Consider the following 22,498-nt stretch of genomic DNA (forward strand, 5'->3'; position numbering starts at 1 on the left):
TTTAGAGCACTATATTGATTTGCGGAAGCTGGCTCTGAAAGGCGTCTTTTAATGCTTGCTTGGCCTCTGTCTCCCCATGCACTAAATGAATCGTCTTTGGTGGCTGGCGCATACGTTTAGCAAAGTTCACCAAGTCCTGTTGTCCCGCGTGAGCCGAATAACCGCCGATTTGCCAAATATGGGCTTTAATCTCTATTTGTTGTCCGTCTAGCACCACATAGCCATTTTCTTTCTGGTGATAAGCCAGAATGTCTCGTCCCGGTGTGCCTTGGGCTTGGTAACCGACAAAAATGACATCGTTGCGTTCATCGCCGAGCAGGGCTTTTAGATAATTCACAATACGCCCGCCAGCGCACATACCGGAAGCGGCAATCACAATGGCAGGGCGTTTTTGTCGCGCTAAATAGGCCACGGTTTGCTCATGCAGCTCGTGACTATCAATGGTGGTAAGTTGCTCAAAGCTTAGTGGATGACGGCCTAGCTTGACGCGTCGTATGGCTTCTTTATCCCAATAGGGTTTTAACGCGCGATACACCTCAGTGAACTGACTGGCTAACGGCGAATCGACAATAATGTCTAAGTCTTGCCACGTTAGCGTTTGACCCGTGGCCGTATGACTAATGGCTTGTTTTGGGGAGTCATGGATAATACTTTCGATCTCATACAGCAGTTCCTGAGTTCGACCAATCGAAAAGGCCGGAATCAATACCACGCCACCATCGGCAAGGGCTTTTTCCATGGAGGCTTGTAGCCGTTGGCGTCGATGGTGGCGATCTTCATGATTGCGATCGCCATAGGTACTTTCTAATACCAGCTGATCTGCTCGATAGGGTGACTTCGGTGCCGCTAACAGTGGTGCGTAGGGCGCTCCTAAATCCCCAGAAAAAATTACATCCCAAGGTTTGGCTTTAGCCGTTTCTTTTAAGCGCACCGTGACATAGGCCGAGCCGAGAATATGACCGGCGGTGCTTAGCTTAATACGGCAGCTTTTCTCACTATCAGGCAACGGTAGGTCATACCATTGTTGATAATCCAGAGCCACCAGCTGATCTTGTAAACGTGCTAAACAGGCCTCGATAATACTTTGATTTCGGGTCACGCCGACTTTTAGGGCATCTTCAATCACCAGCGGTAGTAATTGTGCGCTGGGTTTGGAGCATAAAATTGGTCCCTCAAATCCAGCCGCCAATAAATAGGGAATGCGTCCCACATGATCGATATGGACATGGGTAACGACAAGTGCTTGAACGGAGCTGATGTCAAACTCAATGGCCAGCAGCTCATTGTTGGCACCGTTTTGCGAGGTTTCAGCACCCTGAAATAAACCGCAATCGACCAGCAAACTATGGCTCTGATCGATCAAAAGTTCATGACAAGATCCCGTTACGCCATCCTTGGCTCCATGGTGTGTAATCTCGTACATTACAAATCCTTATGCTATTGAATTATGGATAAAAATTAAGGTTAGCATAAAGCGCTGATTGTGCTACATGACCCATCGCACGGCACTTAACAGGAATAGGGTAGTTACTTGTCAAAATATTTATGACAAAAGAAATTGCGGCAAAGCTGCACAAGAGGTCTAATACCGCTTAATTAAAGATGACAGTAAAATATTTGGGACATTGCTCTATGACACAGGATATTGTGATCCTTGCCGCTGGTAAGGGAAGTCGTATGAAATCAGCCTCTTCAAAGGTGCTTCATAAACTTGCCGGAGAGGCGATGGTACGTCGTGTATTAGCGACTGCCAGTGGCTTAAGCAATGCCCAGTTACATCTGGTTGTCGGTCATCAGGGCGAGCAAGTCGAGCAGGCTTGTCAGGATTTCTCTGCTAATATCGTTTGGCAAAATGACCCTCAAGGCACCGGAGATGCGCTACGTCGTGCGGCTCCTTCTCTAAGTGAGAACGGCAGTACTTTAACCCTATACGGCGATGTGCCATTGATTCAGCGTTCGACGTTAGAGCGTATGCTGTCTCTATCTAATGACAATACCTTGGTATTGCTAACCATCAAACTAGATAACCCATTTGGTTATGGCCGTATCGTGCGTGATGTGCAAGGCGCTGTAACGGCCATCGTTGAACAAAAAGACGCCAACCCTGAGCAATTACTGATTAATGAAGTAAACACCGGCATTTTGCTGGCACCAAACGCCAAGCTACAAAATTGGTTAGCTGCATTGACTAACAACAATGCCCAAGGGGAATACTACCTTACCGACGTTATCGCCATGGCGGCTGAGCAAGGTGTGGAAATTGTTACCGTGCATCCTGAGCAAGAGTGGGAAGTCAGCGGCGTGAATGATCGTGTGCAGTTGGCAGCGCTTGAGCGCGTTTGGCAACAGCAACAGGCAGAATCACTGATGCGTAACGGTGCCACTCTAATGGACCCAAGCCGCATTGATATCCGTGGTGAGCTGGTCACTGGCCAAGATTGCGTGATCGATGTGAACTGTGTGTTTGAAGGTAAGGTAACTCTGGGCGAAAACGTTGAAATCGGTCCAAATTGTGTATTGAGAAACTGTACCGTGGCCGATAACACGGTAATTAAAGCCAATACTATGATTGAAGATAGTACTGTGGGCACAAGTTGTGACTTGGGGCCATTTGCTCGTCTGCGTCCAGGAACTGTACTTGCAAACAAAGCCAAGATCGGTAACTTCGTTGAGACCAAAAAAGCGCATATTGGTGAAGGCAGTAAGGTTAACCATTTAAGCTATGTTGGCGACACGCAAATGGGCGCTGGGGTTAACGTTGGCGCAGGTACTATTACCTGTAACTACGATGGCGTGAATAAATTCCAAACCATTATTGGTGACGGCGTATTTGTTGGTTCTAACTCAGCTCTGGTAGCACCGGTAGAAATTCAAGCGGGAGCAACCATCGCAGCGGGTTCTACCATTACCAAGACGGTGGCTGAAAATCAGCTAGCCTTTGGCCGTGCAAAACAAATGAATAAAGACGGTTGGGCGCGTCCGACCAAGCAGGAGAAATAATATGTGTGGTATCGTCGGCGCAATTGCTCAACGTAACGTAGCAAAAATTCTATTAGAAGGCTTATCTCGTCTTGAATATCGTGGTTATGACTCGTCTGGTGTGGCGATCAATAATGAAACCGGCGTACGTGCACACCGTGCCGTGGGCAAGGTACAAGCACTGAAAGACAAGTTCGAGGCAATGCCGCTAGATGGCAAGCTTGGCATCGCTCACACTCGTTGGGCGACTCACGGTAAGCCAACCGAAGCCAATGCCCACCCACATTTCTCCGGTGACGATCTGGCCTTGGTGCATAATGGCATTATTGAAAACCACGAAGCATTACGCCGCGAGTTGATTGAGTTGGGCTATGAGTTCCGTTCAGAAACCGATACCGAAGTGATCGTGCACTTGATTCACCACGCTTTGAAAACCGAGCCAGATTTTCTAAAAGCTGTGAAAAATGCCCTAAAGCGTCTGCACGGTGCTTTCGCCATTGCCGTGACCTTGAACGATGAAAACGAGCGTTTGATTGCCGCGCGTAAAGGTAGCCCATTAGTCGTGGGTGTTGGTATTGAAGAGAACTTTGTGGCTTCTGATCAGCTAGCATTGCTGCATGTAACTGACCAATTTATCTTCCTTGAAGAAGGCGATGTGGTGGAGTTAACCCGTGATGCGGTGACGATTTACGATGCGAATGATAAGGTGCAAGAACGTCCGATCAGCGTCTTTAATCACAATGTCGATGCTACCGATAAAGGTGAATTCCGCCATTACATGCTCAAAGAAATCTACGAGCAGCCAAAGGTGATTGCGGCCTGTTTAGAAGGACGTATCAATGACGATCGCATTCTAACCAGCTGCTTTGGCGCGGATTCAGCCTTCTTAAAAGAGATTGAAAATATTCATATCGTTGCCTGTGGTACCAGTTATCATGCGGGTATGGTGGCGAAATACTGGATCGAAGATCTGGCTAATATTCCTTGTACCGTGGAAGTGGCCAGCGAGTACCGCTACCGTAAGGTAGCAGTGCCAAAAAATACCTTGTTCCTAACGCTGTCTCAGTCAGGTGAAACGGCCGATACGCTAGCGGCGCTGCGTATGGCGAAAGAGCTGAACTACCTAACCACTTTGGCGATTTGTAACGTACCCTCTTCGACACTGGTGCGAGAGTCAGGTCTAACCTTGCTAACCAATGCGGGCGCTGAAATCGGTGTGGCATCGACCAAAGCCTTTACCACTCAGTTAACGGCGCTATTGATTACCTCGATTGCCATTGCTTCTGAAAAAGGCGAGCTAAGCGCTGCTAAGCAAGCGGAACTGGTGCGTGCATTACGCTCGCTACCTGCGTATGTGGATGCTGCCATCAAGCAGGACGAAGCGATTAAACTGGTATCAGAGCAGTTTGCCAATAAACACAATGCCTTGTTCCTAGGCCGTGGGCCAATGTTCCCGATTGCTTTAGAAGGCGCATTAAAGCTAAAAGAGATCAGCTATATTCACGCCGAAGCCTACCCAGCAGGGGAGCTAAAGCACGGTCCACTGGCGCTAGTGGATGAAACTATGCCTATCATTACTGTCGCACCAAACAACCAGATGTTGGATAAATTGAAATCTAACCTGCAAGAAGTGCGTGCCCGTGGCGGTGAGTTGTATGTGTTTGGTGCCAAAGAAACCGGCTTTGAAGAAGCAGAAGGTATCTACTACAACGAAATTCCATGGGTAGAAGAAGTATTAGAGCCAATCGTACACACGATCCCACTGCAGCTACTGTCGTACCATGTGGCGGTAGTGAAGGGCACCGACGTGGATCAGCCGCGAAATCTCGCTAAGTCTGTTACAGTTGAGTAACTTATTGATTTTAAAATATAAAATAATTTTTTATTTTAAAGCTAGGCTAGCTTAAATGTTCTGTAAAAAGCCGTTGGATATGAAAAATGTCCAACGGCTTTTTTATTGATCAGTTCAAATGATCAGTCGTAAATAAAAAGTGATTAGAAATAAGTCTCTGCCTGTCATAAAAACTCTAAAACCGTGGTGGCGATAACAACAATTCTGCCATCACACGGAATCAATTCTTCGATTTTAGGAGTGGACTGTGACTCAGCCTTCATCTTTAACCAAGCCAAGACCTTGGCGTCAGCGCATGGTAGTCAACTCCCCCAATCCAAATCCAAATCTTCAGTGGTTGGAGCAGGTGCAAGAAACGGCACTTGAGCCTGAACTAGAGATCGTCGATGCCCATCATCATTTATGGGATCGAGAAGGCTTTCGTTATTTATTGGACGAATACAGCGATGATATTGGCGACAGTGGCTTTAATGTCATCGCCTCAGTGTTTGTTCAATGTCGCACCATGTATCGCGCCGATGGTCCTGAGCATGAGCAGCCAATTGGCGAGGTAGAATTCGTCCGTGGAATCGCTGCCCAAGCTCGTAGCGGCGGCTATGGTAAAACAAAGGTGGCAGCAGGCATTGTCGGTGGCGCTAATTTATTGCTCGGCAAAGCGGTTGCTCCCGTTCTGGATGCGATGCAAGAAGCTGGTGGTGCTTTGTTTAAGGGCGTTAGAACGCCTGTAGCGGCCCATAAAGATCCGGCCGTGCGCTCTAATCCTGTGCCAGTTGCAGAAGGCTTAATGCTAAGCGATGCCTTTATCGCCGGTGCAAAGGCGCTTAGTCAGCGTGGTTTATCCCTTGATTTATGGGTCTATCAAACACAATTGTCAGAAGTGGCTGAGCTGGCCAAGCAGCTGCCAGAGCTTAGCATTATCGTCAATCATGCCGGTGGTCCTCTAGGTGTTGGTTCCTATGCTAATGACAAAGAGACACACTTTAACGCTTGGCGTTCAGCTTTGGCGCAACTCTCAGAGTATTCCAATATCACCTTAAAACTTGGCGGCTTTGGCATGCCGATTATGGGCTTTGCTTGGCACCAACAAGCCCTCCCGCCGACATCTGAGCAATTAGCACAAGTAGTAGCCCCTTATATAACCGCTGCAGTGACCTTATTTGGTACAGAGCGCTGCATGTTTGAAAGCAACTTCCCAGTCGATAAAGGCAGCTTTTCTTACGCTGTGTATTGGAATGCGATGTGTCGCGCCACAGCAAACTATTCAAACAAAGAGCGTGCCGAACTGTTTAGCAAAACTGCCAAACGGGTCTATCGACTTTAACGAGATTCATATTTTGAGTGACCTGAGAATCATGCGTCACTCGAATAAAGGCAATGGAGTTAACTGCCGTTGCAGCACTTATCACACACAATAAATCTAAAAGGTGAAGCATGAAAAACTTAGGACGCATTTCTCTTATCTCGGCTCTGGTGGCCACCAGCGTATGGACAACACAGGTGATGGCCGCTGATTATCCAGAGAAACCGATTGAAATGGTGGTTGGATTTTCTGCCGGTGGCGGGACTGATGTGATGGCGCGCACCATAGCGTCTCATCTAGAGCCTATTCTTGGCGAAGACGCTTCTTTGGTAGTGAAAAACTTGCCAGGTGCGGGTGGTCAGATTGGTTTTACCAAAGTGGCGACCGCCGATGCAGATGGCTACACACTGGGTACGATGAACTTACCTGCGGCGTTGGCTTCTACCTATGATCGCAAGGCTGACTACGATGCGAGCAGTTTTACTTGGCTGGCGAATTTCGTATCGGATCCCAATACTTTAGTGGTGAAAAAGAGTTCTGGAATTAGCTCTGTGGCTGAGCTAATCGCCGCGGCAAAAGAGAAGAGTGGCACCATGACAGTGGGTCTAGCGGCGCTAGGCGGTAATGACCATTTCTCAGCCATTCAGTTTGAACAGGCAGCAGGTATTAAGTTAATTCATGTGCCATTTAAAGGCGCAGCGATGGCGCGTACTTCCATTATGGGCGGCCATGTCAACATGGGTACTATGGCCTTTAGTCAAACCGTTGGGTTTGAAGATGAGCTAACCGTACTGGCGGTATTATCTGATCAGCGCTTATCTCAAGCACCAGATGTGCCTACCGCGAAAGAGCTTGGTTACGACGTGGTAATGGGGTCTTACCGAGGCGTTGTCGCACCCGCTAACCTACCACAGGCCAAATTGGAAAAGCTGCAAGTGGCTATGGATAAGCTGGCGCACGATCCAGAATTTATTCAAGATATGGCGACCCGGGGTACCCCAGTGCAGTTCTTAAGCGGTGCTGATTACGAAAAGCTTGCCGCCGCGCAAAATGAAATCGCCGCCAAGATCTGGCAAGAAACCCCTTGGAAATGATTGATTAACGATGAAAAACGGGAAGCTAAGGCTTCCCGTTTTTAAATGCGCAGTCATCCCAACATGCATTCTCATAACCGAGTTCCAACTGGATAGCAGCTTTGCTGTCTGATCAGCCACTTACGCAAACTCAGAAATGCTAGTTATTTGCTGTAGCTAACTTATTCTTTTTTATAGCAAAACATTAGATCTATACAGGTTTCTCTATAAAATTTTGAATAACATTCAATTACATAGCATCGTTGTCTGTTAACTTGTGTTTACACATACCTATCTTATTTTCTCCTAAATTCAATTTCACTAATTGAACATTCCGAAACTACTGCTACGCTTAAATTGAATCTGCTAAAGATTAATATGGAGCGAAAGGTTGTAGACAATGATGGATTGACCGCTTGTTAAACGATTATTAACTGAGCGGCATTGCCTTTACAGAGTCAAACTTATTGAGATATAGGCCAATGGGGCTTTCGATTTTAAAATAAGGTTTTCTTTGGGAGATATAATTATGTTTACTAAACTTTATATTCAAGCCAGTAATTTTTTAACAGATCGTAAAGGTGTTACTGCAATTGAGTATGCTGTATTGGCAGTGGCTGTTGCACTAACCGTTTATTTTGTATTCGGTGGAGAAGAGAGTGCATTAACTACTACACTAGAAGGTGCATTGTCTAAAGTCACATCAACTGTAAATGGTCTTGGCGGTTAATGAAATGAAAAGGTGATAAATAATGGTGGTAATGCTATTACTTTGCATTATGGCTTGTCTACTTTTTATTTTATGCATGGATGTAAAGGTAAGGCAGATAAAAAATAGGTACTTGATTTGCCTTACTTTTATGATCCTTTTAACTTGGGTCTATCAACCCAACTGGCACATATTGCCATATACCTTAATGATACTGATGACGGGCTTTATTCTTCATGCTTTTAATATTTTAGGAGCGGGAGATACAAAGCTTCTTTGTATCATTAGTTTAGGTGTAAATCCTGATTTTTTAGTGCTACTGATTTATATAACGATATTTTTAGGCGGTCTCTTCGCTTTGTCTTACTTGATATATGGTTACTTTACAGATCTTGAATTGGCTAGGCAAAGAGGCGTTCCTTATGCTGTTCCTATTTCTATAAGTGGGGGCGCATTAATCTTTCTTTCACATATCAGTTAATCCAAATATAAGGGGACGGATATGAAATCAAGATTACTAATGTATTTGTCTCTTGTTATTCTAGCGATTGGCCTAGTGGGGATTTATATAACGCAGTTCTCTCAGCCACTCTCAACTGTCTCATCTTCGGTTGATTCACTCACGCAGACAGAAGCACAAGCTCCCCCTGAGAAAACCATCAAAATTTGGCGTACCAAGGACGCTGTCATTAAGGGGCAACAGGTGTCTCGCAGTGATTTTAGAGTCGATGAAATCATTGAGTCAGAGGCTTTTGAGTTGGGGATAAAGGATGATGTCGAGCTAAAATTTCCTGATGTGTTGGTCATGAAAATGGCACTAGACAAAGACTCCCCTGTGCTGCCTGAATACTTCATTACTCCCGAAGAAGATGGTTATTTTCGTTATGTTCTAGAAGAAGGTTATTTGCCTGTGCCCATCTCTGTCAGGGCGAATGCGATTGTCGGTGATGTTATTCAAGCCGGATCGATAGTCGATATTCTAGCGCTTACCTCAACCACTCAAAATCTAACCAGTGCTCAGATTCGAGACCTTGCAAATGTTTCATTAACGACCATTCTTAGTGGAGTGAAAGTGCTTCAGGTTTTTAAGAGTTCGAATGTTGAAGAGAATATTGAAAATACAGAAGGTCGATTAGGGGTTGATTCTAATAATAAAGTTCCGTTGATATTGCAGCTGACTAAAGACCAAGCGGCTAAAGTCAGTATGGCTCAAGGTATTGCTCAACTCGAGATTATGCTGTCTTCAGATGAAGATCGTGGAAAATATATCGATATTGATTTGGGTGACATTATTACTGACTTCAAACCTGTCCGTGAATTACGGGTGAAATGACAACAAAAGACGCGATAAGGGATAATTATGAGAATGATCAAACAGTGGCTTTTGGGTGCCTTGCTCATGACGGTATCGCTGTCGTTGTGGTCTAGCGCAACCCTTAATATGGCGGAGGGAGAAGCAAGAGCGCTTTCCTCTAAACAAAAAATTGGATCTGTTTTTATATCAGCTCCGGAAATAGCAGATTATCAAGTGGTAGATAATCATAAAGTGGTGGTGTATGGGAAAAGTACAGGCAAAGCCACTGTTATATTATTTTCGGAAGAAGGTGCTACCTTGCTGACACGAGATATATTGGTAAGTAAAAGTATGGCGAATTTAAAAGCTCATATAAAAGCCATGTATCCTAATGCAGATATAATTGTCAATAATTTAGATGATAAGGTTGTTCTAAGCGGTACGGTCAGCACTGAGAAAGAGAAAGACGGTATTAATCAGTTAGTCGGTGAATTATTGGGACGTTCAGTCGAGAATTATGACCTTGAATGGGAGGCTGATAATGGTCAGACACTGAGAATGGATTTTATGCGTCGTCGTAACTATTCCGGTGTTGTGAACAATATTGAAGTGGTAACGACTAAGCAAGTGAATGTAAAACTTTCAATTGTCGAAGTGTCCCATACCTTAATGCAGAATTTTGGCTTGGACTTTTACTCAGCCGGTCAGAATTCAGGCATATTTGTAAACCCGCTTCGTTCCATTTCAAGTCAAAATATCATTGCCGCTATAAGTGCGATCAATGATGATGAGGTTGGACAAATTTTAGCCGAGCCTAATTTATCGGTTATCTCTGGCGAAACAGCCAGCTTCCATGTGGGGGGCGAGATGCCGATTGCCACTGTGTTGAATGACAGGGTAGACATCGAATACAAAGCCTTCGGTGTACGCTTGGAAATGATGGCTAAGGTACTAACTGATAACAATATTCGTCTATCCTTGAGACCTGAAGTCAGCTCTGTGGATACTCAGTATGCCGATAGTGTTTACAACGTACCTGCATTTAAAACTCGTCAAGCTCATACAACAGTGGAGCTGGCTGACGGTCAGAGCTTTGTATTAGGTGGACTGCTTAACAACGAGGAGCGAGAGTTACTACGTAAAATTCCGTTCATTGGTGACATTCCAATTCTTGGTTCATTGTTCCGCTATACCGAAACAGAACGAAATAAAACAGAGCTACTCATTGTGGCTACCGTTAATCTTGTAAAACCTGTCGAGCCTGGCACGGTACGTATGCCAACCTTTCAACGTACCACGAATGCAGAGCGATTCTTTGTTTTGCCTAAACTTCAAAACAGTCAGCAATCGGGCTCAAACAGAGCTTTGAGCGAGCAAATTCTTTCAGAAGGGGGCTTTAAGAAATGAGTCAAACTATCAAGATCTCAGCCTTAATTGCCTTGTTGGGTTTAAGTGGTTGCTCTGTTATGGAGCCTATACCGATGGAAGATATATCATCTGTGCAGTTAGTCCCTTATGTGCAAACGGTTTCTGTTGCAGGGGGAAAAGAACATTTAGCACAGTCTAAAAATGAGCTGGCTAACTTTATCCAAGCGCTCGAACCACGCACGCTTAAGCAAGCAATCACGATGACCCTGTACTCTGGAGAAGGCGTTTTGTTACAAGGTTATGCTCGTCAGCAGCTGTTAGCCGCTGGTGTGCTAGGTTCTCACATGTTGTTTCAAGATTTGTCTATGCAGTATGACCCATCTAGGAAAGTTGATTTTTCCTTGAAAGTGGTGAAGTACAAAATGGTGACGAAGGAATGTGAGGCAAGTCGAATAGGGAATTTCTATACATCCGGTAACGGGTGTTTTGTCGAAGCCGCTCGTAATCATAGTCTTGTTGATCCAAAAGCTGTGATTCCATCCAATCAAAACACAATGAATAACTAACTGGGGGTAATTATGTTTGATTTAGTCGGCTCCCTAAAAAACGCTCCAGATCAAGGTTCAATCGTTGATCAAGAAAAAATCGGTACGGTTCTTTTTTATCAAACCAAAGAATGTAATGAGCTTGTGTTAGAGGCTTTTAGGTTCGAAGGGATTGTATCGCCTACTGTTGTTCAAAATAGTGACGATGAGATAACCGAGCACGTGCGTAACTCCGATATTGAAATTGTGATTGTTGAGTTGAATCACAGTGACAATGTAAGCGCCGATGCAGAGCGTATAAGCCACTTATTACCGAACCATGCTTCCGTTATCGTGATTGGCAGTGAAGATGCGATATCGACGATCCGTAATTTAAAAAATATCGGTTTTTATTACCTGTTTTGGCCTATTACCAAACAAGAGCTGATCGACTTTGTACGTAGCGTGAACGATAACCGTCGCAAAAGTAGCCGCGGCCCAGGCCAAAATCGTCGTGCGAAGTGCATTAGCATTATTGGTTCCAAAGGTGGTGTTGGCGCGACCTTTGTCTGTGCTGAAATGGCTTACCAGTTGAGTACGCTTGAAAAATCCTCCTGTCTAGTGGTCGATCAAAACCATAGTACTGGTGATTTGGACATTATGATGGGAATTCGAGATTACGAACGTCGTACGGTCCAGAAAAGCGATATTTCGATTATAGATGACAAGTTTTCCCAATCCCTAGTGTATCGCCAAAACAGCTTGTTGTCGGTCCTTTCTTTGACCTCGGAGAGCGTGGATGATCTGACTTTATTAGATTACACCAACTCAGTTATCGACTATCTGGCGGGGGATTTTAACTTCATATTGGAAGATCGCTCAGCATCGGTGGCTTTTTCAGTCGAGTCGGATCGGTTTATCTCTGATTCTGATGTAATCGTATTGGTTATGTCGGCCTCCGTATCATCAATACGCGATGCGGCGAGACTGCGAGACAAAGTGAAACGTCTGAATAAAAACGAATCGCTGCGTTTGATTTTAGTGATGAATCATATTGTTCCGTCTAAGTCTGAGACCTTGACTAAAGAAGATGCAGAGGCGTTCTTAAAGCAAACCATTGATGTTGAAATACCATTTTGTGATCAGCTTAATGCGCATATTTTAGAGCATAAGCGTGTTGCTCGATCTTCATTAAAAGCTGCTAAGCCACTGCGTCAGCTGACCGCTACTATTTTGGGTGAAAGGGCTAATAGCAGTAAAAAGCGTTCCCTATTTTCATTTAGCTAGTAAAGGGGATAAACATTATGCTGGGTGCAAAATCAATCTATGTTGGTCTTCGTAAACAGATATTTGATGCGCTGGACCCTGAAGCTATTGCTGATATCGATAAAGCGCAGTTACAGCGTCAGTTAGCCAATGCTGTTGATCTGTTGATTCAGCGTGAAAATTTATCTGTGGCGCGTACGATCCGCGAGGAGTTTGTTAATAGCCTCACCAATGAGTTGATTGGGCTAGGTCCTCTACAAGACTTGATGGAAGACGAAAGCATCACCGATATTATGATCAATGGTTCGGAGAATGTATTTATTGAGCGTAATGGATTGGTCGAAAGAGCCAATATTGATTTCATTGATGAGCGCCAGTTGATCGAGATCGCCAAGCGTATAGCTTCTCGTGTTGGTCGTCGTGTAGATGACTCTTCACCTACCTGTGACGCCCGTTTGCAGGATGGTAGCCGTGTTAATATTGTTATCCCTCCTATTGCCATTGATGGCACAGCAATCTCCATCCGTAAATTTAAAAAGCAGAGCATCGACTTTAGAAAGCTTTGTGAGTACGGCTCCATGAGTGTTGAGATGGCACAGGTGCTGATGGTTGCATCGCGCTGTCGTTTGAACATATTGATTTCAGGTGGTACCGGTTCTGGTAAGACCACTTTGTTAAATGCTTTATCACAACATATCAGTGAAAATGAACGTATTGTGACGATAGAGGATGCGGCCGAGCTGCGCTTATTACAGCCACACGTGGTGCGTTTGGAAACGCGTATGGCCGGTATTGAAAATACTGGGGCCGTTACCCAACGTGACTTAGTCATCAACTCTTTGCGTATGCGTCCGGATCGAATTATCGTCGGGGAGTGTCGTGGTCCTGAGGCGTTTGAGATGTTACAGGCCATGAACACAGGCCATGATGGATCCATGTCAACTTTGCACGCCAACACGCCTCGTGATGCCTTATCCCGTGTCGAATCCATGGTGATGATGGCGACCAGCAACCTACCTTTAGAAGCTATTCGTAGAACCGTGGTTAGCGCCATTGATTTGATTGTACAAATAAGCCGCTTACACGACGGGTCACGTAAAATTATGAGCATTACTGAAATTGTCGGCATGGAAGGCAGTAGTGTTATCTTGGAGGAGATTTTCCGTTTTCAGCCTTCCTATCATCAAAGTGCTGAAGGAAAGTTACAAGGTGATTACGTGACAACAGGCCTTATGAAGCGCTCCATTCTATTTGAGAAAGCACGCTTTTTTGGTCTAGAGGATCGCTTAAACGAAGCCTTTAAGGGTATCGAGAAAGGTACTAACTTATGATCTTGTTTTTCGTGTTTCAGGTGATATTCGGGGCAGCCTTACTCTTCTACGTATTACGTAAGCGTCGCCGCATTGACTTGAATGAATACTTGCATGAGTACGCTCGAATTAACCGACCTAAAGCCACGCGCCCCATGCAACAGGTTATTGATGTGCGCTCTTTGATTGGCTTAACCCTATCCGGCCGCATTTATTATGCTTGGCTCAATTTATTAGATCAGCTTGGACGCTTTGCCAGACTGAAGCTCATTGCCTTTGTTTTGCTGTTGATCTTTTTATCCCATTTCATTAACCAAAACTTTCTCCTTGCTAATAGTTATATTGTGGCGGCGATTTTCGTACTGGGTGGTTTAATTTTTGGTTTGAAATACCTCGAAATACGCCGTGAAAAGGAATTTGATGAAACCTTTCCGGTGGCACTAAATATGCTTACCAGTGCCGTTTCTTCTGGTGAGAGTATTACCCAGGCGATCTCCTATGTGGGAACCACCTTGGATGGTCGAGTGGCTCACGAATTTCGCAATATGGCGAAGCGTTTGCAGTTAGGGGAGCCGCCAGAGGAGGTATTTCGCAAGGCCTGTGCTCGTATGCCTTACCATATGTTTTTCTTCTTTATCATTACGCTACGGGCCAATATGGAGCGTGGTGGTCAGTTGCGAGATATTATTCAGCGCCTAAACAAACTGATGTTTAGTATTCGGTCGGTCGACAAAAAGAAAAATGCCTTGACCGCCGAGGCTCGCATGTCAGTCAAAATTGTTGCGGCGATCCCTTTTATATTTCTTTTTGCGACACGCTTTGTAAGCCCAGAGAACTATGAATTCGTCATGAACGATCCCGAAGGTCGATTACTGCTTTACTATATGTTAGCCAGTGAAGCCATTGGGATTGGGATAGTATGGAGGTTAATGCGCAATGCTAGATAAATTGATATCGCAACCTTTGTTTCTATTATTGCTGGCAGCCTTTTTTATGCAGCTGCTGATTATTATCATAACCTCTCGAAAAGGGGTAAAACGAGGGCTGGAATGGCTTTATGTTAAAGAAAAGGACGAGAAGAAAGAACGTCGCGAATGGCTCAAGCCGATTCTAACAACCTTTCGCTCTGCATTTTCAGCCGGCGAATCGGAAATGAAGCGTAAGTTTATAGCTTCGGGTTTCTACAACACCCGCTTTGCTATCTACTATATGCCAATGAAATACTTGCTGCTCTTGGTGGGGGTGTCCGTGCTGGTTTGGCTATCAAGAGTGCATAACTGGCAGTTACCTGACACTGTATTGTTTTGTACCTTGTGGGTGGCAGCAGCGTTGATTCTTCCTGACCTATATTTGAAATCGCGAAGCCGAAGTTTGGTGATTCGAGTGTCCAATAAACTGCCTTATATGATTGATTTGCTTGCCGTCTGTGTACAGACTGGCATGACCATTGAAGCTTCGATGGAATATCTGAGTCAAGAAATGAGGGACTTTGATCCAGATTTAGGCTACCAGCTTAATAAAACAAAAGATCGCACCAAGGTAATTGGTTTGGATGCGGCTCTAGATGAAATGTTTGAACGTGTACCGAGCAGCGAGATGCGAAGTTTTGTGATTACTTTGAAACAAAGCATTCAATATGGCTCCTCGATTTATGATGTTTTAACGAACTTATCATCTGAGATACGTGAAGTTCAAATGCTAACCATCGAAGAAAAGATTGGTAAGTTAGCCGCGAAAATGTCGGTACCTTTGATTCTGTTTATCATGTTTCCGATCGTTATTTTAGTGGCTGCGCCAGGTATTATGAGGGTGATGAACTGATGAAAAAATTACTGACGATATTTATTGCAACAACGCTCCTCGCAGGCTGTGCTTCGTCAGGAGGTCAGCATTCGATGGCATCGAATAATAATGAGCGATTTTTAGAGTTGTCGGAGAACAGTGCCCGCTTGATTGAGCTTTATAAAGATCGCCTGCGTAATGCAGAAGACGTGGCGACGCGTTTGAAGCTTGCAAACGCCTATCTTGAGGTGGGGGACAATGAGTCGAGTTTGTTTACCTTGGCCCCCTTGGTGAGAGAGGGCAAGGGGGGCAGTGAAGCCTTTTATTTGCAGGGGCTCGCGCAATATAACGTGGGAAGCTTGCGTCAAGCCGAAACCTCTTTGCAAATCGCCATCAATCAAGACCCCAAGAGTGCTAAAGCCATCAATATGTTGGGAGTGGTGTATGCTGAACTTGGCAATTTAGCTGGCGCCAGACAGCAATTTAACCAAGCGCGTGAAATGATGTACGACGACTTGGTGATCAAAAATAATTTGGCGCTAGTGGAGATGCTAGAAGGTAAGTATCAAGACGCGGTAGTACTTTTGATGCCGATTTATCTTAACAACCCTGATCAAGCTGATCCGCAACTTAAAGCTAATTTGGCCATTCTGTTGTCAAAACTGGGTAGCTTTGAGACCTTACGACAGGTTTATGGTGAGCGCTACAGCGATGCTCAACTGTTTGATATTTTTAATGACTTAAAAGGCAGTGTACCGGTTTCTCGTGATTATCAGCCCATTGCGATCAAGCCACAACAGCCAAAATTAGAGGTTTTACCAATCACCGAAACTAGCCGATTATCCATCTAAAGTGTCGTGTTAGATGAGATCTTGTCATGCTAAAAGGTGTCTGAAAACGTAGCACTTCCATCATCTTTTGCTAAAGTTAAATGAGTAACCACTGGCACACTTAACGTGTGCTGATGCGGCCAAGCGAGGAAGCGAGGGTGGTTCTAGTTGGTTTTACTCTGCCAAGGAAGAAAAAGAGAGCAGCTTATTCCCCCCTAGTTCATATGCCTATGAACAAAAATTCTATCTGCCAAATGACATTAGAGCAGCGTTTTCTCGATAAAGTGCCAGATTAGCAGTGGTCTAGTTTGGTTTGTACAGCTATCAGAGAGCCTCATATGAAAACAAAGCGTTTAGCGAATTCATCAAAAAAGCAAGGCGGTCTTGTATCCATAGAGCTTGCTCTGGGTTTTGTTAGTTTCTGGTTTATTTGTATGCTCTGGATAGAAATGAGCTACGTGTCTTATGTTTCTGCCATGGGCGACATGATGATCAGCCATGCAAGTAGTCAGGCAAAGCGCGGTGAAGACGTTGATTTTCAAGTGGCTTTTAACGATTCATTGAATCAATCGGACAGCTTGTGGGAAAGCTTCATTGGAGATGGTAGTGGCTTTGAATCCTGTGTTTACTATGTGACGTCCTATTCAGCCTTGAAAGCATTAGATAAGGACACGGACATTTGTGACCAAGGCGACGGGGCGGATGATACCGCTCCAATCGCTATCTACCAAGTGCACTATGGCTATAAGCCAATGTTTACCGCATTTTCTGACAGTGCACCGGATATATTTTCTCGTGAAATGATTGTCATACAAGAATCTCAACTAGAGTGATCAGAACATGAAGAATTCGTTTATAAGAGGTCGTAAGCAGTCTGGAACGTTTGCCGTAGAATTCGCGGTTTTGGCCTTTGGCTTGGTATTTCTGATCGCATTTTGTGGTGATGTCGTCATGCGTTTAGCCACTCATGGCAAGTTGGATCGGATCGCATATTCGAGTGTGTCGATGATACGAGAAAGAACGGCGCTGTTTTCAGGTGTTGATATGAAAGCTTCTGATACAACGCAGTTCAATGATTTGTGGAGCATTGCTCAAAGCTCTTTGCAGCGTGTCATGGGAGGATACGAGGCTGAAAAATTTGGCATGGTGTTAGAGGTCCTGACGTTTAATGATGCCGGCGTGGCGCAGCCATTGATTACCTTTACAGATTCAGACGACAGTAATTGTCAGGTGAGTAGCGCTTTAGGGTCAATCATATCGGGGTCAGCGACGTCCTTGTATCGTGTGACACTCTGTTATCAAACCGATGACTGGTTTGGCAGCCTAATTGGGAAGGATTATGGATTAGTAAGAAGCAACGCTTTATCAGTGGGGCGATAGTTATGAAATTTAACACATCAAAAAATCAGTCAGGTGTCGCAGCCATCATGTTTTTGCTGATGTTCCCAGCCTTATTTGCTGTATTTGTATGGGGAATTGAGGGGGCTCGTGTCGTGCAGGACAGTGCACGATTAGTGGATGCAGTTGAAGTGGCCGCTTTGACGGTAGCAGCGCAGGACGTTGATGACGAGGCAGATTGTCGAGCCATTGCCAAGACAGTGGTGCAGGCCTACTTTCCTGATTCAATCGAAGTTAGTGTGCCAGCAAAAACAGTGACGACACCTTGTATCAGTAGCATAGCCAATAGGTTTGATATCACAGCTTCTGTGGAAGAGGCGACCTGGTTCCCTAAAGCTCTGGTCAACTTTGGTGACTCCTATACTGTGAGCAATAGTATGTCCGTTGAACGTGACCGTTTAGGGGCGATGGATGTGGTGGTTGCTATCGATTATTCATATTCCATGGCCACCTATTATGGAAACGATGTTGCTGCTTATGAAGCCGATGTCGTAGCGACCGTGACGCAAATTGCTAACTATATCGATAATTTGAATGACAATAAGCTTCCCGGTATGCCAGACAGCCGTTTAGCGATTGTTGGCTTTGACCAGTTTGTGAAATATACGGATAGTGAGGGTGAAACCTACTACACTCCGCACCTTGTCTGTACCAGCGTGGTGGGTAACTCCAGTAACGAATACACCTGTAACAAAGAGAATAACTCCCTTCTTGAAAATAATGCCAAAGATGGGGTCTACGACCACTGGAACATTGGTACCTATAATGCGGATGTCAAAGGTAAAATCTCTGTCGAATATACCCTCGACCATATCTTTGATCCATTGGATTATAAAGATGACAACAGTGGTGACAAGGAAACACCGGGGCAAGGTAATGGGGGGGATACTGGTAACACGGTTAACTTTTATAGTGAGGCCGTTTATGACACGCTTGGCTTTGATGACCCTAGCAATATCAGCTTAGATGGCTTTAGTATGCCACCAGGTGAGAACCCTGACTTTGGGCCAGATTCTGCTAGCTATACAGGGTTAATTCAAGCCGCGCTGTTAATGAACGATTTTGGTGAAAACCGAGTACGTAAAATCATCATTTTAACCAATGGTGATAAAGTGAATCCGTTTGCAGAAGTTGCGGCTCAGCTTATTAACGCTGGTGGTACGCCAGGGCTTTGTGAGACTGTTGTCGACAGTATCTCGGCTTTAAAAGGGCCTAACAATCTCGATGTGAAATTTGAGCTATTTGTCGTTAATTATGATGGCACTGCGACCGATGACACACAAATTGAGTTGTGTGCTGAAGAGTCATTGCAGCCGAACATCGCAGACAACCTATATGAAAATGTGCCACCAGCGGTTGTGGACTACACCGCCGCTGGAGCAACGGATGACATTAACGACATTATGAAAAGCATGAAAAAGTATATGGGACGCCTGCTTGAGCAGTAGTTCCTAAAGCCTGACGCTTAAAATCGATATGTAAAACCAAGATCGAGACTCTCGGTCTTGGTTTCAAATAGCTCAATGTTGCTCTGCTGATCTCGGTAATAGTAGCTAGCGTGCAAAATCCAATCGTTATTCACAGGGTAGAAGTATTGAACTGAGGTGGTTAACGATTTCGTGTCACGCTCGTTTTCACCAAACAGTGGACTGTATTCTTCCTGATCGTTAGTGCGTAAGTAACTAACGCGTGATGTGAGTCGGCCACGTAAGAGTGCAACATCATAATAAACAGAAGCCTCTTGTTGGTTTCTGTCGCCGCCAGGGCGTTCATAAATTTGCTTGTTTAAGCCAAATCCTATTTCGACACCAAAGCGCATATTGTCGTAGTTAAACATAATGCCAGGGCGGACCATAAATGACGTTTCGTCCAATACGCTTTGACCTGTGAAATCAACGTAACGTCCCTCGAACTCAACATAGGAGCTTGGTTCTGATCTCGGGTAGATGGTGAACTTACCATCTAATGCTGAATATAAGGCGCTATCGCCTAATCGAAGATGTTCAATGCCAACCGCCCAGTGGTTTCTTTGATGCAGATATTCGGCTTCTTCTTCGTATGTCAGCTTAAATTCATCTGTGTCCGCATGGTCTAAATGGCTATCTCGAGAGTTAAACGCAAAGCTTAATCGCTCAGTGCCTTCTTCGGTCAAGCTGTAGTAGCGGGACAACACGCTTGCGTAATGAAAAGCACCAGACTGAGCTCGATAATCCGGCGCAATAGTCGCTGGAATAAGCTGATCGGCACTGATTAGATTCAATTGTTCGATATGGGTAGCGTTGTTGAGGTTGCTACTGTGGCCATAAAGATAAGTGAATTGGTTGTCCCAATGGTGAAGCTCTTGGTTCCAAGAATCTTTGCGTTCTTGTAGAAAGTGTTTTAAATGCTCAGGTAGATTGGGCTCGTCTAGCAGTGCCTGATTTACCTGCAGGGCGGCGATCAGTTGGTTACTCTGGAACAGGGCTTGCGCATAATCTAAACGGGCAGAGCCATTATTTGGATCAATGAGCAGTGATCGTTCGAGCATTTCGATTGCGCGCGCTACATCACCGGTATAAAGCAGAGATGCGCCATACAGCGCAAAATACTCACTGCTGTGAAGGCATTGCTCAAGCTGGTTTGCAAGGATGGGGCGAAGTGCTTGCCAAGTCTCAAAGGATGGCTGAGCGGCAATACCCGCTGGAATAACACAAGCTAACTTTGCGTCTTCAGCAAAGCTAACTTGAGAAATGGTTAAACTGGCAAAAACGGCCATTATCGAGCTGTAACGAGTTATCATTAAAAGCCGTTCCTAATCCTTGGCTATCTACACATATCTAAGTCAAGCGCGAATCTTTAACGACTATGTATTAACCTAACTACGCGAGTTAGATCTTGCTCAGCTAGAGGGTCTATGCGATGTGATTTAGGAGCGAATAATACATGAGGAGTTGTTAACCCATCAAGCAAGAAAGAGCCTTGAGATTCAAGCTGTTCCACATGTAACGCTCGTGCAGCACTCTCACCCACGAGAATCGGCTGAGCCAAGTCTTGCGTCATTTCTTGGATACGCAGCACGATTGTTACGGTATCCCCAAGCAGTGTGTGGTGACGACGGTGATGTGGGCCGATCGAGCCAACCAAGGTCGAGCCTCTTTCAATACCAATACCTAAGGCCATAGGTTCTAGACCTTTTGGCGGTCTGTCTGGAAGTATTTCTGCAACCTTCTCTTGTAACGCATTGGCGGCTTTAATGGCTAGATCGCAGGCATCGCTATGCTGCTCAACATGCCAACTCGCCAGAATAGAGTCGCCTTTATATTCTTCTACCTGACCATTAAAAGATTCAATAATAGTAGAAGCTTCGGTAAAGAAATAATGCAATAAAGCAGCGGCTTCTTCTGGTGGGCGGCTTTCTTCGTAAGCGGAGAAGTTACGTAAGTCCGCGCACATTAATACAAGATCGTGTCGTTTCGCCTCAATCGCACTGCTTGGTTCACTATTAGCCAGACTTTGCGCAACCGACTTCGGTAAGTAGCTGCTCAAATGGCTGAAAACACGTAGATGCTGAGCTCTTAATAGTTGGTGGTCTGCAAGTACTAATAGCGCTCCAGCAATAAGGCTAAAGCACGCCACATTGAACCAGCCCAGCCAAATATTAAAACTCAATAAATAGCTGTGCAGTGCCCATGCACTGAAGGGGAGCGCCAATGCCGCGAATGGCAACAGATAAGAAGATGCGCGCGTTTGAGCTCGGCATAGCAGCAACAGCACTGACGCAAATAATAGCCCCTCTAACCAAAGCAATAAACTTGCATAAGCAGGCGTATAAGGCGTCTTGCCATCTAATAAATTACTTAATAGGCGTGCTTGAAGCTCTACACCTGGTGTCATACCACTGTGTGGCGTGGGGACCACATCGCCCAAACCAAACGCTGTCGCACCGATAAGAATCCAGCTGTTCTCAAGCAACGCTTTTGGTGCAGTGCCATTTAATATATTTGCCGCCGATACATATTGGAAGCTGTCAGGGCTTTGACGGTAAGACAAGCGCATATTGCCTTGGTCATTGACTGGGATGGTCAGGCCAAAGTAAGAGTCGATCGCTAATTGCCATTCAGAGCCGAAAAGACTTTCTGAGCGTTTAACCGACACGCTAGGATGTTTGCTAAGGCTGCTTAATAGTCCTTGCAGAGCAAGGGATGGGTAAACACGGCCATCAATGCAGACCAACGGCGGTTGTTGTCTAATCATGCCATCTTGATCGACAATCGGAGTAATGTGGCCCACCGCATTACGAGTAATTGAAGCGCTGTTTGCTAAAAAGTTACTAGCACTTGGAATAGGAAACTGACAGCGAGCCGACTCTAAACCACCACGTAACTCACCACTACGAAGCGCTGACTGCTTATCAAAGATAGGTACTTGAGCCAGAATGCCGTGATTATTTTCCAGTGCCATGGAAAACTCATGGTCACCCTCTTTGGCTTCTGGGAAAACGATATCAAATAGCTGCAGAGAACTACCGTACTCAGCCAATCGATTAGATAGCTCGGCCATCGTTGCTCTCGGCCAAGGCCATGGGCCTACCTCGGCAAGGCTTTGCTCATCAATGGCGACGATAGTGATACGTTCTTCCCGTTCTTGTTCAGGAAATAACGACCAAACCAAACTGCCCATTCTCTCTTCTGATTCATATTTGAAAGAGGAGAACAGTAGTCCAATTAACGCCATGATAGTGAATGCAATAGCGACCAATCCCAGCAGAAATGACCACTTAGTTTGGTTGGTTGCGTCAGATTTAAATGATTTAAACAGCAATCTCATTGCAGCC

General features: G+C 45.1%; 20 protein-coding genes. 17 read left to right on the forward strand and 3 right to left on the reverse strand.

The window, feature by feature from the left end; genetic code table 11:
• Position 1: 1 nt before the first annotated feature.
• Positions 2–1,423 carry an MBL fold metallo-hydrolase RNA specificity domain-containing protein gene (locus ACOSVP_RS16620; RefSeq protein WP_487348596.1) on the reverse strand — a complete coding sequence of 474 codons (1,422 nt, stop codon included), beginning with the start codon at positions 1,421–1,423 and terminating at the stop codon, positions 2–4.
• A 209-nt stretch (positions 1,424–1,632) separates the two neighbouring features.
• Here ACOSVP_RS16620 and glmU point away from each other — a divergent pair, with 209 nt between their 5' ends.
• From glmU to ACOSVP_RS16705, 17 genes are all read left to right on the forward strand, one after another.
• On the forward strand, positions 1,633–3,000 hold the full coding sequence (gene glmU / locus ACOSVP_RS16625) for a bifunctional UDP-N-acetylglucosamine diphosphorylase/glucosamine-1-phosphate N-acetyltransferase GlmU (protein ID WP_487348597.1): 1,368 nt from the start codon (positions 1,633–1,635) through the stop codon (positions 2,998–3,000).
• A gap of 1 nt (position 3,001) precedes the next feature.
• Positions 3,002–4,831, forward strand: a complete 1,830-nt coding sequence (gene glmS / locus ACOSVP_RS16630; RefSeq protein WP_487348598.1) for a glutamine--fructose-6-phosphate transaminase (isomerizing) — start codon at positions 3,002–3,004, stop codon at positions 4,829–4,831.
• A 247-nt stretch (positions 4,832–5,078) separates the two neighbouring features.
• A complete protein-coding gene (locus ACOSVP_RS16635; RefSeq protein WP_487348599.1) occupies positions 5,079–6,152 on the forward strand; it encodes an amidohydrolase family protein in 1,074 nt (357 codons plus the stop codon).
• A 110-nt stretch (positions 6,153–6,262) separates the two neighbouring features.
• Positions 6,263–7,225, forward strand: a complete 963-nt coding sequence (locus tag ACOSVP_RS16640; protein WP_487348600.1) for a Bug family tripartite tricarboxylate transporter substrate binding protein — start codon at positions 6,263–6,265, stop codon at positions 7,223–7,225.
• Between the two features lie 508 nt (positions 7,226–7,733).
• The gene (locus ACOSVP_RS16645) at positions 7,734–7,934 is read left to right on the forward strand and encodes a Flp family type IVb pilin (RefSeq protein WP_487348601.1); all 201 of its coding nucleotides are present in this window, start codon (positions 7,734–7,736) and stop codon (positions 7,932–7,934) included.
• Positions 7,935–7,956: 22 nt separating this feature from the next.
• Positions 7,957–8,394, forward strand: coding sequence for an A24 family peptidase (locus ACOSVP_RS16650; RefSeq protein WP_487348602.1), 438 nt, complete (start codon positions 7,957–7,959; stop codon positions 8,392–8,394).
• Positions 8,395–8,415: 21 nt separating this feature from the next.
• Positions 8,416–9,246 (forward strand): Flp pilus assembly protein CpaB, encoded by an 831-nt coding sequence (cpaB, locus tag ACOSVP_RS16655; RefSeq protein ID WP_487348603.1) that lies wholly within the window; start codon positions 8,416–8,418, stop codon positions 9,244–9,246.
• 27 nt (positions 9,247–9,273) lie between these two features.
• Positions 9,274–10,614 (forward strand): type II and III secretion system protein family protein, encoded by a 1,341-nt coding sequence (locus tag ACOSVP_RS16660; RefSeq protein WP_487348604.1) that lies wholly within the window; start codon positions 9,274–9,276, stop codon positions 10,612–10,614.
• Positions 10,611–11,141 carry a hypothetical protein gene (locus ACOSVP_RS16665; protein WP_487348605.1) on the forward strand — a complete coding sequence of 177 codons (531 nt, stop codon included), beginning with the start codon at positions 10,611–10,613 and terminating at the stop codon, positions 11,139–11,141. Before ACOSVP_RS16660 ends, ACOSVP_RS16665 begins: the two co-directional genes overlap by 4 nt.
• A 12-nt stretch (positions 11,142–11,153) precedes the next feature.
• The gene (locus ACOSVP_RS16670; RefSeq protein WP_487348606.1) at positions 11,154–12,386 is read left to right on the forward strand and encodes a CpaE/TadZ family protein; all 1,233 of its coding nucleotides are present in this window, start codon (positions 11,154–11,156) and stop codon (positions 12,384–12,386) included.
• 17 nt (positions 12,387–12,403) lie between these two features.
• A complete protein-coding gene (locus ACOSVP_RS16675) occupies positions 12,404–13,696 on the forward strand; it encodes a TadA family conjugal transfer-associated ATPase (RefSeq protein ID WP_487348607.1) in 1,293 nt (430 codons plus the stop codon).
• On the forward strand, positions 13,693–14,622 hold the full coding sequence (locus tag ACOSVP_RS16680; RefSeq protein ID WP_487348608.1) for a type II secretion system F family protein: 930 nt from the start codon (positions 13,693–13,695) through the stop codon (positions 14,620–14,622). The genes ACOSVP_RS16675 and ACOSVP_RS16680 overlap by 4 nt, the downstream gene beginning before the upstream one ends.
• Entirely contained in the window at positions 14,612–15,496 is an 885-nt protein-coding gene (locus ACOSVP_RS16685) for a type II secretion system F family protein (RefSeq protein ID WP_487348609.1), read from the forward strand. The genes ACOSVP_RS16680 and ACOSVP_RS16685 overlap by 11 nt, the downstream gene beginning before the upstream one ends.
• A gap of 74 nt (positions 15,497–15,570) precedes the next feature.
• Positions 15,571–16,308: a tetratricopeptide repeat protein gene (locus ACOSVP_RS16690; protein ID WP_487348610.1), complete on the forward strand. Its 738-nt coding sequence runs from the start codon at positions 15,571–15,573 to the stop codon at positions 16,306–16,308.
• Between the two features lie 317 nt (positions 16,309–16,625).
• The gene (locus ACOSVP_RS16695; RefSeq protein WP_487348611.1) at positions 16,626–17,120 is read left to right on the forward strand and encodes a hypothetical protein; all 495 of its coding nucleotides are present in this window, start codon (positions 16,626–16,628) and stop codon (positions 17,118–17,120) included.
• A gap of 7 nt (positions 17,121–17,127) precedes the next feature.
• Entirely contained in the window at positions 17,128–17,667 is a 540-nt protein-coding gene (gene tadF / locus ACOSVP_RS16700) for a tight adherence pilus pseudopilin TadF (RefSeq protein ID WP_487348612.1), read from the forward strand.
• Between the two features lie 2 nt (positions 17,668–17,669).
• Entirely contained in the window at positions 17,670–19,133 is a 1,464-nt protein-coding gene (locus tag ACOSVP_RS16705; protein ID WP_487348613.1) for a TadE/TadG family type IV pilus assembly protein, read from the forward strand.
• Positions 19,134–19,150: 17 nt separating this feature from the next.
• Here the strand turns inward: ACOSVP_RS16705 and ACOSVP_RS16710 are convergent, their stop codons facing one another.
• The gene (locus ACOSVP_RS16710; RefSeq protein ID WP_487348614.1) at positions 19,151–20,464 is read right to left on the reverse strand and encodes a tetratricopeptide repeat protein; all 1,314 of its coding nucleotides are present in this window, start codon (positions 20,462–20,464) and stop codon (positions 19,151–19,153) included.
• 56 nt (positions 20,465–20,520) lie between these two features.
• Positions 20,521–22,491 (reverse strand): CHASE2 domain-containing protein, encoded by a 1,971-nt coding sequence (locus ACOSVP_RS16715; protein WP_487348615.1) that lies wholly within the window; start codon positions 22,489–22,491, stop codon positions 20,521–20,523.
• Positions 22,492–22,498 lie beyond the last annotated feature (7 nt).

The organism is Marinomonas sp. HM11-D, from assembly GCF_057626615.1.